The following is a 10,470-nucleotide window of genomic DNA, read 5'->3' on the forward strand; positions in this document are numbered from 1 at the left end:
ATAGTAAGGTATGTATGGCCAATATTGCAGCATGTCGCTGCAATGTCTCTAAAACAGCTATATTGTTCAAATATTGTTAAAGATATATTTAAATGATAAAGAGCATCTCTTGGATTACCGATGGTAATTGCGATAGATCCTAATAATCGATGTGTTAAAGCTATGTCCACCTGGTCGCCCATAAGGCTAGAGTTAATGTTAGTCCCTCTGAGAGGCTTATCTAGGGGAAGCCGAATAACCGGGTGCTCTAGTTTCTGTCGAAATAGGTCTAAGGCATGGTTTGCTGCTTGAATAGCAAGCTGATAATTCCCCATTTGCCAGGCTATGTAGCTCTGCTGGCGATAAATACTAGCCCAGGCGGGGCTTTTCTCAACGTGAGCTTCGCGGAGAATCTGCGCACTTCGCTCACAGCAGCGAGCAGCCGCCCCCGTATCGCTAGCATCATACCAAGTCCAGCCGATCTCGACCCAGATCATGGCCTGATACTGCGCCTCATAGAGGGCCTCCTCAGGCGTTGCCGGCTGGCGCTGATAGTTGCGTACCTCTAGCAGGCGCTCATAAAAGTGGCGGGCCTCCTCCGACTTGCCCTGCACACGCAGCGAATAGGCCAACAACTCATAGAGATCCGCCAGATGCAGACGCTCCTCCTGACTCCAGGCCGCCAGCGGACGCCCCTGAGCCTCCTGCAGATACTGGATCGCCAGGCGATAATAGTACTCGGCCTCCCCATAGGACGACAAGGCATAGGCATGATCACCCGCCAACTCCGCATAGCGCGTGATCACCGCCGCCTCGCCACCACCCTTCACCAGATGCTGCGTAATCGTCGCCGCGCCCTCGGCCTCACGTCCCGCATACTTGCGCTCCAACACCTGCGCCGCCCGCCGATGCAAGCTCGCCCGTCGCGCCCCCGACAGACGCTGATAAAGATGCAACCCGAGGAGCGGATGCCAGAAATGATAACTAATACGCGTGCCCGCCCCTTCCTCGACAAGAACTCCCTCACGCAGGGCCTCCTCCAACAAATCGAGCAACCTTGCTTCATCGATGGCGCTACCACCCAATTGCTCTAGCTGCAGCACCTCACCAAACTCAAAGGCCCCCTCCAGAATCGAAGCATTACTCAAGAGTCGCTGGCAAGCCGGACTCAGGCGGCGCAGACGCAGATCGAGCACTGCCGCGATCGTCTCCGGCAACGGCATCGCCCGCGCTAACTCCTGCTCGCGTCCCTTCCCCCGTGTCTCCGTCAGCAACTGCTGCACCGTCTCTGGACTCACCCCTGCCAGCGTCCGCGCCAGCTCCTCGGCGAAGAACGGGTTACCTCCCGCCTGCTTCTGAATATAGTGCACCAACGGCTCTGGCAGATGCGCCACCAGTGAAGCAATCTGCTCCTCGCTCAGCGGCTTAACCTCCAGACGCAGAGCTACCTGCTCACGTTGCAAGTGAGGCAGCAAGGTTCGCAACGGGTGATCCTCCGGCAGCTCCGTATCACGGTAAGTGGCAATAATCATCATGGCCCGCTGTTGCAAGTGACGCACCAGATAAGCCAGCAGCTCGCAGCTACTAGGGTCGGCCCAATGAATGTCATCCAGCACGATCAACAGAGGAGTACGCTCGCTAATCATTGTCAACAAATCAAGCGTTGCCTCCCAAAGACGGCGCTGTTCATCCTCGGGCGAAAGGGGATTCGCAAACTCGACATGGGGCAAAGCGTTCAACTCGGGGAGGAGAATACTGAGAGGCTGGTAAAGCAAGGGACGATGACTAATCTCCTGGATTTGCCAGAAACCACGGCTCTGAGCATTACGCAGCACCTCTGTCCAGGGACGATACGGCACATTACTTTCTTGCGCATAGACCCGGCTCCAGGCGATGGCCCAACCACGTTGTTGAGCCTCACGTCCCACCTCCTCCGCCAGACGGGTCTTCCCAATGCCCGCCTCGCCTGCCAACAACACACACTGCGGTTGGCGAGGCTGATCGAACGGTGAAAGGAGCGCGCGCCGACGATTCCCCAGACGGACGCGACGCTGCTGCTCACAAGTCTGCATCACCGTGCGTAGCGTCTCCAACTCCTCCTTACGGCCCACCAGAGGACTCTGGTGCTGACGACCGACCTGCACCTGTGAGCGCCCATCACGTCCCTCCTGGCCACGCCCTTCCACCTCCAAGAGCGATGTCAGAGGCACCGGCGGAAGCCCCCTGACATTGACCGAGCCGCGACGCACCTCCTCATAGAGCCGACGCGTCTCGACCAACGGCTCAATATCATGCGTTCGCCGCAGCGCCTCCACCAGACGATGATAGACACGCATCGCTTCCGCCCGGCGGCCCAGCGCTGTCAGAGCGATGATCAAGCGCTGCACAGCGGCCTCATTCGTATCGTCAGCGGCTAACAAGCGATCCATAGGCTCAATCACAGCGGCGTAAGCCTCACGGGCCAAGCGCAGATCAGCCAGCTCCAGCAATGCCCCCATCCAATGGCGGCGCAGCATATCACGGCGCGTCACCACCCAGGGGACATCTGCCATCTCGGGGAGAAGATCATTCGCATAGAGAGCCACCGCCTCCTCAAGCAGATGCTCCCGCTCAGCAGGCGTGCGCTGCTCCTCCCTGGCCTGCATCAAGAGCAACTCGAAGGCATCGCTATCCGTCCAAATCTCATGCTGGTCAGCCAACGCCAGCCCCTCATGTTCAGTGCGGAGCAAGTGCGAAATCGAAGCGCGCGGCAGCGATGGCTCCAAAATCCGACGCAGCGAATATACTGTACGGTCAAGCCGGGCCGCTGCCGTCTCAGGATCAAGACCTGGCCAGAGCGCCTCCATAATCTGCTCGCGACCCAACTTGCGCCCCGGGCTAAGCAGCAGAAGAGCCAGGAGCTGGCGCTGACGTTGATGATGCCAGCGAGCATCTTCGACCGTCTGCCAGTTGCGCCCCACACGGCGCTCAAGCTCAAAGCGGCCTAGCATAGAGACACGGAGCACCGAAGGATCATCATCGCGGGCGGGACGTCCAGCAATCCACGTCTGGATCTGCTCAGGCTGGACATCGGGCGGCAACGCCTTCCCAATGTAGGTGCGCGTCGTGCGCCCATTCACGGTCTTGTAGGCATACCAGTAGGGGCCATGTCCAATGCCCATATTGCATTTGCGGCAGCGCGGCTTACCACAGAAGCTGATTTGTTGATGGTAGGTCACTTTTGTGCTCATGTGCTGATCCCCTGACAGTGGTTCCTACCTGCCTCTGGCATGCACTTCACTGGAGATAGAAATAGGCTGAGCTGCACTATAGGAGCCTGGAGGACCTTTGGCTAACTTCCCTCATTATACCTTATACCCCATCGTGCGCAAGCTGGCAGTTGAAGCGGGTGAAAAGGATTGCGCACCTTTCTCGCTGTCTTCCTGTCTCAACGTTAGCGCCTGGCCAGCCTGCAGAGTGCAAGGCACTAACGCCTGCCTGGGCTTTCAGCCAGCGCACTTGCAGCCGGAAGCGAGCAACAGACCAGGCAATCTGGCGAAATCGGCATCAGAAGGCTAATCCAGTCAGCCAACCAACCCACTGCAGTAAAGTCGGGCACACCAGCGCTTTGCCACCATCATTCGCCGGCCAGATCTGCGCTCTTTACATAAGACTGGTATAAGACAGCGCCATAAGTCTCCCCTGTGAAGACTGGCCTGCTCTACACCCGCGACCAGCTAGCTACCCATCAAGGAGCAGAAGCCTGGGGCCTAAATCATGCCATTCAGGGGCCTGCATTACCCAATTGCAGGACAGGCATCCTGCAATTCTGGGACGCCTGTCGAGGTAAGTCAGAGCATGCGCTCTTTGACCCAGGGACCTTGTGAGCATTGCGCGACGTCAACCTCCCGGTGGATTGCTCTGCTCTCAGTCAGTAAGAACGAGCCAGCGCAGAAGATCTCACGCGGAAGATACTGAGGAGGTAGAGAAAACTGCCGGTCGGTATACTGCCCAGTGTCAATGACATCCGCGTCCATCCATCCATGTGTTCTTCTGCGCCCCTGGCGCAGGCAACAAGGAGGAAGATAGCCCATGTGCGAGAGCGAGGTTGCACGGCTGCGATCGCAAATCCAACAAGAGCTAGAGGCCATGCAGCGTGGTCTCTATGGCCTGGCTCTGGGTAGTGCCCGCCATGAGTTCATCCGGCGGCGTATGGACTATCTTGGGAGCTGTCAACAGCAGCTTGCGTGCCAGGTAGGCGAAGAGAAGGCCATGCAGCTGATGTATGCCCTCTATGTCCAAGTAGTAGGGTAGTAGGCGGTGAGCGCTCACATGATGAGGAGTGGACGCTGACTATGAAAGAGCAGCTGCAATCCGAGTATGAGAGGTCTCTGTTGCCTCATCTGCAGAACCTTACCGGGTTGCTCAAGCGACAAGTCACTGGGCGCAGAACGCTGGTACGTCGTTGGCAGCGCGACTTGCCGCTGCATCTGGAGGTGGGCACTGCCTGGCATCAGGGCGAGGGGCGCCGCTTTAGCTCGAACGACGAGCATCTGATGGCACTGCAAGGAACCTGTATTCGCAATGGACGTTTACTTCCCTTCGGCCTCTTCGTAGTGGCCGATGGCTTGAGCCTGGGTAACCGTGCCTACGAGGGGGATGCCAGCAAACTGGCCATCCAGGCCGTGCTCCACTTCGTGCTCCTCGGCCTGACAGGCTCCCGCCAGCTCAATGATGAAGAGCTGCCACAGCTACTCGTCGAAGGCATCAGACGCGCTAACCAGGTCGTCTATCTTCGCAGCATAGAAGCATGCACATATATGGTAACGACACTAACTATAGCGCTCATCACTGAGTTGACGGCCTATGTTGCTAACGTTGGCAACAGCCGGATCTACCGTTACCGGGAGCGCGAGGGGCTGGTACAAATCACACGTGATCACTCGCTGGCAGCGCGTATGGCTGAGACAGCCGTCATCACACCCGAGGAAGCTGCCCATCATCCCGAGCGCCGCCAGCTCTATCGCGGACTTGGCAACAGAGCCACGGTCGATGTCGACTGCTTCAAATGTAGCCTCCAGGCCGATGATCGCTTACTGCTCTGCTCTGATGGACTGTGGGAAGCGGTGCACGATAGCCAGTTGCTGGCGATCATCTGCCAGCCCGGCCTATCCTCGGCGGAAATCTGCGACCGTCTGGTGACCGCGGCCCTCGATAATGGCGGGCTTGACAACATCAGCGCCATCGTGGTGCACGTGGCGCCTAGAACTGTCTAATTGCTTCATCGTAGCTGAAGAGCTACTCTTGCTCATAAACTATTTCTTAAGGAGCTATGTAGGAAAGAGAGGATCTTGCACATGGTTAGCCTCTTGCCAAGAACAGCATCCACCACCTGTGTCGTTATCGGAGCCGGACCGACTGATGATGAGGAACTGCGCTGGCAGCCGCGGCACGGAGAGCGAATCTTTGATATTACGGATGACAAGACATCCATGCAATTAGAACAAGACATTCTCTGCCTGCGCGATTCCCGCCAGATGTACAAACGCGAGATTGGCCGCACGCGGCAGCTCTCTGCCGAAGAAGTGACGGCCCTCGCGCGGCAAATGGAACGAGCGCGTGAGGAACGCAAGAAAGCCCGTCCTGACCCATACATTCTTGCCCAGGGAGAGGAAGCCAAACGCCAGCTCATCGAGTCCAACCTGCGCCTAGTGGTCAGTATAGCACGGCGTTACGTGGGCCTGGGGATGGACCTCATGGATCTAGTTCAGGAAGGCAACATTGGTCTCATTCATGCCATAGAGAAATTCGATTATCGTCGGGGCTACAAATTCAGTACCTATGCCACCTGGTGGATCAAGCGTGCCATGTCACACGCTCTGGCCAAGCAGGCCCACACCATTCGTGTGCCACTCTACAAGCGCGAGGAGCTGAAGCGTCTAACCCAGGTGCGCCAGCGCTTACAGCAAGATCTGGAGCGTGATCCCACAACTGAGGATCTGGCGGAGGAACTGGACCTCCCGGAGCGACAGGTGATTGCTCTGCTCCAGGCCAGCGAAGAGACCCTCAGCCTTGATTCGCCTGCCACTGGCTCGGAAGACGAGATCCCATTTAGAGACACTATTGAAGACGATATTTCCTACTCTCCCGAGCAGGTGGTAATTCGCCAGATGCTAGAAGCGCACATCAAGGAGGTACTCCAGAGTCTCAGCCCCAACGAGAGACGAATCATTTGCCTGCGCTATGGCCTCCAAGGGGCACGCGAGCACTCCCTCAAAGAGGTTGGGCGCAAACTAGGGGTCACTCACGAAGCCATCAGGCAGGCGGAGGCCAAGGCCCTGCGCAAACTAGCCGAACCTTGTCGTAAGCGGATGCTCGAAGAGTTCCTAGTGCCCTAACCAAAGGAGCAGACGTGGTCAGCCACGAACGCGCGGGGCCAGGAGACCCAACCCCTCGCATCACTCCTGGCCCGCCTGCCTCTCCTATTGCCTCTATCGATCCCCCGGGTGAGCAAGGAGCAGGCTCTCAGAGGGAAGCCAGAGCGAGGACAGGGATAGGCAGGCAAACAGATAGAATGCCCAGGCAAAAAGCTTATGCTAGTCTCCTGGCTTAGCTGGAACCAGCCATCTATCCAGGCAACCAGACAAAGAAAAAAGACAAATAGCGCAGCGAAAGCGCTGGCACTCTCAGGATAGGCGAGCGTATACGGCGGGGTGAAAAGCCACGGGTATCGCTGTCTCTCGCCGGCTGCCAGCAAGGCGAGAAAGAAGGGCAGTCACCAGCCTGTATATATTGACTGAAGCCGGCTGGATCGCTCAACTCGGGCCTAACATAGCAGCGATCGGGTCTTGTTTTCTCAGAAGAAAGAGCAGGTCGCGATGGGCAAGCTTGTCATGGTGATCGACGACTCATTGCCGGTGCGCAAGATCGTCGAGGTCTGCCTGCGACGCCAGGGCATCGATTGTCTCACCTATGCAGATGGTCTAGAGGCCATCAAAACACTTGCAAAGCGACGTGATCTCCTCCCTGATCTCGTGCTCCTCGATATTGCTCTGCCGCATCTGAGCGGCTACCGCATTGCCCAGATTCTCAAGACTCGCCACCCGCGACGTCCGGTTATCATCATGCTCTCTGGCTACGATAGTGTTCTTGACCGCCTTAAAGGACGCCTGGCTGGCGCCAGCGCCTATCTCACCAAGCCCTTTCGGACGGAGGAACTGCTGACAGTCATCAAGACACACTTGAGAGAAAGCGAACCTTCTGGACAACAAGCCATTGTTGACTAAGGAGAGAGACAGCGCCGGTGCAAGGAGAGACGGCGGAAGAGGCAGGAAAGGACCTTGCCGCCGGCGCTGTCCCATCCTCTCTGAGGAGGACCTGGCAGGAGGAGGTCATTAATTTAGGGACAGTGACTGAGTACCTCCTCGATGCGCGCGATCTCCTCCTCCCTGAGTTCGGGATAGCAAGGGATGGCCACCAGCAACTGTGCAATCTCACGCGCGCGCTCGGCGGCCACGATCCGGCAGGGCAGCAGGCCCTGGCGGTAAAGGGGCTGGTCCGGCACCACGCTGTAGGTATCGGCGACCTGGATACCCGCCGCGCGCAGGCGGGACTCCAGCAGGTGGCGGGCTTCCAGCGTGGGCGCTTTTACCATATAGTTGAAAAAGGCGTGGCGGCGGCCAGGAGCAATGTAAGGAGCTGTGAAGGAGGTGCCGGCCAAAGCAGCGCTATAGCGTGCAGCAATCTGCTGTCGACGGGCCACCCAGCGATCAAGAGAGCGCAATTGGGCCAGGCACTCTGCCGCCGAATACTCATCCATGCGGGCCCGAATGCCCCAGGTCTGGTGCTCATAGCGATGCCGACCAAGCCGGCCCGTATTGCGCCAGGCGCGAGCCTCTGCGGAGAGGGAAGGCAAGCGAGAACCGAGACGTGTGGTGAGCGTGAGCAGGCCCGCATCACTGCCCATCGAGCCGATATTTTTCACATCGCTTAGCGAAAAGCAACCACAATCGCCCATGCTCCCCGCAGCGTAAATATGATTGGTTCGGGGATCACAGTAGGTCGCGCCGTGAGCCTGAGCGGCATCTTCAATCACAAAGAGCCGATATTCATCGGCCAGATCCAGCAATGGGCGCATATCGGCCATCTGACCGAGCATATGGACAGCGATGATCGCCGCAGTCCGCTCGCTGAGTGCCTCCCTGACGCTAGCCGGATCGAGCGTATAGGTCTGCGGATCGATATCCACGAAGACCGGTGTCAAGCCGCCCTTAGTAAAAGTGCCGCTCTGGGGATCAACTGCAAAGGCATCGTTGACCGAGTAGGCGGTCATAATGAAAGTGTAGGCTGGGATAATGATCTCGCTGCCAGGCGGAAGGCGTAACAGCTCGCAGGCGGCACGCAAAGCGGAGCTGCCGCTATTGACGGCGATGGCATCGGCCACCTTCAGATATCCCTTAAAGGCCTCCTCCAGGGCCTGAACCCGAGGCCCATTCGTGTGATTGCCAGTCTCAGCCGCCTCAGTGACAATTTCGGCCACTTCCTGCTGCAGAATGCTCAGGCGTTGCTGCAGGCGGCGCCCGTTGCCCTGGGCAGGAATCAGTGACTGGGCTGCGCTAGGTGCTGTGGCTGTATGGGCGTACGATGCTGACCGACTCATGGCTATGCCTCCTTGCTGCGCGGTCTCCAACTAAGGCCGCGGTGGACGCAATGGTTGTTGGATTCAAGATAAGCGTTTCCGTCGTAACGATAGCCTATCATGATTTGCTGTCGCATGCCTTGTGATTTCTACCAGGTTATCGATGAGAGGATATCGAGGTTCAAGGGTGCAGGGCCTGCAGCCGAGGCACAGATGTTTGAGCCGCTGCGGGCAAGGGAGGCAGATCTAGAACAGGGGGCTATGCCGCCGGGGGTGGAACGCTGCCCAGGCTGAGCTGGGCTGCTGGCCCCGAGAGATAGGGACAAGACGCAGAGCATTGACGCCGCTTCCCGCCATCGGCTGAGCTGGCAAGTGGCAGCCCCTCGGCTAATAATGCCAGCAGCGATGGCGCGAGTACTGTTACAGCATCCCCTACGTCTATGTACTACCTTTCCACTCCTCATCATACACTCCTCTTCCCCCGTTGATTCGCCCCTCTTTTCCCAATCTGTCAGCTAACGACCAAGAAGGGAAATGCGGAAAAACGTCAAAGAGAGTGAACCGCCTACAAGCCCGCAACCTTGCAGCAGCAGGCTAAGCGCGCCAGAGCCCCAGGGACTAGCTTTCAAAGCAAGCGAGCTATTTTTTCGCATATAGGAGTAGCATACTCTAAAAGTACGCTTGCCTATGTTTTTTCTGCTCTCATTTGCTTTGGAGGATAGCGACTGAAAAGAGGATTGTCAAGCGGCGGGCGGTAAAATAGCGGCAGCGGCGGGACTGCGAGACGACGAGGCGCCAGCGAGACCAAGAAGCTGACGCCTCTCATGCTCAATGGCAATGAGGCCTTGCGGGGTGATAGCCACATGCGCCTAGGCCCGAAGCGAGCGCAGGCGTGGCCAGGCTTGTTCAGCCTGCTTGCGGACCTCGCGGACGCGGGAGCGGGCCTCTCGCAGTGTGCTGGCCGGAACAATGCGAGCTGGCGACGTCCCATGCCGACGTCGTTGTTGCAGCAGACGGAGAATCAAAGGCAGAGCTATGATCAGTGCCAATAGCGGCAAGAGCAGGAGCGGACTAGAGGGGCGGCGCTCCTCTGGAGGACGGCCCTCAACTAGAGCCGCCAGCGAGGCCAGCGTCTGACTGTAGATACGTCGCAGGCCCAGGGGGGCGAATACACGCTCAAAGAAGCCACCGAGACCGCTCCCTCCCTCCCACATCGTTGCAATACGAACCTGGCTGTGCTGCCCATCAGGCAGCGGGGTGACGGTCCAGGTAGTGACGAGCGAAGAATTCAGGTCGCTCTCCGTCAATGTCTGGCCCCGCACTGGCTCACTGACGCGCATACGGTAGAGACGTTCCCGTCCGCCAGCGCGCAGGCGGAAGCTGATCACCGTGCCCTCGCCTCGGGCTCCTTGCTCAACCCGGTAATCTTGAAAGTTAGCTGGAAGAATCTGCGGGTGCCGGCCTTTATAGTCAGCCAGAATAGCGTAGATATCCTCCGGCTTAGCTGGAATAACTTTTTCGCTCTGAACGATGATTCTGCTCACAAAATGCACTCCTTTCCCTGTCTATGTCATAGCCTAACGGGCATATATGCTGATCCGTCACTTCTCTCCTGCTCTCAGTATGGATACGCTCTACGACAAGCAAGTGTAGATATGTAGATATAGTCAAGAAAAGGGAGGTCCCTGCCCAATCAGGGCAGGGAGGCAAAGCATGCGCAGCGAGAGGAGTAGAGAGCGGAAGGCCTGATTGCGCTAGGGAGCGCTCGGCGCCTCTGATGAAGGGGTAACTGTTGGGAGAGGGGACGGCTCCATTGAGGGGGTACCGCTGCCGATAGGCTGGACAACCTGGGGGGTCCCCGGGGGGTGCGCCAG

The 10,470-nt window shown here is 58.0% G+C and carries 7 protein-coding genes; 4 read left to right on the plus strand and 3 right to left on the minus strand.

The features are described from left to right. The coding region (locus IRZ24_RS11465; protein ID WP_297164155.1) for a DUF6788 family protein at window positions 1–3,209 on the minus strand (3,209 nt) is incomplete at its 3' end. Between the two features lie 841 nt (window positions 3,210–4,050). Here IRZ24_RS11465 and IRZ24_RS11470 point away from each other — a divergent pair. The 4 genes from IRZ24_RS11470 to IRZ24_RS11485 all read left to right on the plus strand — a co-directional run bounded on the left by IRZ24_RS11470 (window position 4,051) and on the right by IRZ24_RS11485 (window position 7,244). Beyond that, window positions 4,051–4,272 carry a hypothetical protein gene (locus tag IRZ24_RS11470; RefSeq protein ID WP_297164158.1) on the plus strand — a complete coding sequence of 74 codons (222 nt, stop codon included), beginning with the start codon at window positions 4,051–4,053 and terminating at the stop codon, window positions 4,270–4,272. A gap of 41 nt (window positions 4,273–4,313) precedes the next feature. After that, on the plus strand, window positions 4,314–5,234 hold the full coding sequence (locus tag IRZ24_RS11475) for a protein phosphatase 2C domain-containing protein (protein ID WP_297164161.1): 921 nt from the start codon (window positions 4,314–4,316) through the stop codon (window positions 5,232–5,234). An 81-nt stretch (window positions 5,235–5,315) separates the two neighbouring features. Further along, window positions 5,316–6,356, plus strand: coding sequence for a sigma-70 family RNA polymerase sigma factor (locus tag IRZ24_RS11480; RefSeq protein ID WP_297164164.1), 1,041 nt, complete (start codon window positions 5,316–5,318; stop codon window positions 6,354–6,356). A 480-nt stretch (window positions 6,357–6,836) separates the two neighbouring features. Further along, window positions 6,837–7,244, plus strand: coding sequence for a response regulator (locus tag IRZ24_RS11485; protein ID WP_297164167.1), 408 nt, complete (start codon window positions 6,837–6,839; stop codon window positions 7,242–7,244). Window positions 7,245–7,357: 113 nt separating this feature from the next. Here IRZ24_RS11485 and IRZ24_RS11490 read toward each other — a convergent pair whose 3' ends face one another. Further along, on the minus strand, window positions 7,358–8,617 hold the full coding sequence (locus IRZ24_RS11490) for a DegT/DnrJ/EryC1/StrS family aminotransferase (RefSeq protein WP_297164170.1): 1,260 nt from the start codon (window positions 8,615–8,617) through the stop codon (window positions 7,358–7,360). A gap of 848 nt (window positions 8,618–9,465) precedes the next feature. After that, on the minus strand, window positions 9,466–10,140 hold the full coding sequence (locus IRZ24_RS11495; protein WP_297164171.1) for an SRPBCC family protein: 675 nt from the start codon (window positions 10,138–10,140) through the stop codon (window positions 9,466–9,468). Window positions 10,141–10,470 lie beyond the last annotated feature (330 nt).

Source organism: Thermogemmatispora sp. (genome assembly GCF_019683755.1).
Lineage (GTDB): Bacteria > Chloroflexota > Ktedonobacteria > Ktedonobacterales > Ktedonobacteraceae > Thermogemmatispora.

What these genes read in the sequence shown, in the direction of transcription:
- IRZ24_RS11470 (WP_297164158.1), top strand. Translation starts at nt 4,051, where the DNA reads ATGTGCGAGAGCGAGGTTGCACGGCTGCGATCGCAAATCCAACAAGAG.
- IRZ24_RS11475 (WP_297164161.1), top strand. Translation starts at nt 4,314, where the DNA reads ATGAAAGAGCAGCTGCAATCCGAGTATGAGAGGTCTCTGTTGCCTCAT.
- IRZ24_RS11480 (WP_297164164.1), top strand. Translation starts at nt 5,316, where the DNA reads ATGGTTAGCCTCTTGCCAAGAACAGCATCCACCACCTGTGTCGTTATC.
- IRZ24_RS11485 (WP_297164167.1), top strand. Translation starts at nt 6,837, where the DNA reads ATGGGCAAGCTTGTCATGGTGATCGACGACTCATTGCCGGTGCGCAAG.
- IRZ24_RS11490 (WP_297164170.1), bottom strand. Translation starts at nt 8,617, where the DNA reads ATGAGTCGGTCAGCATCGTACGCCCATACAGCCACAGCACCTAGCGCA.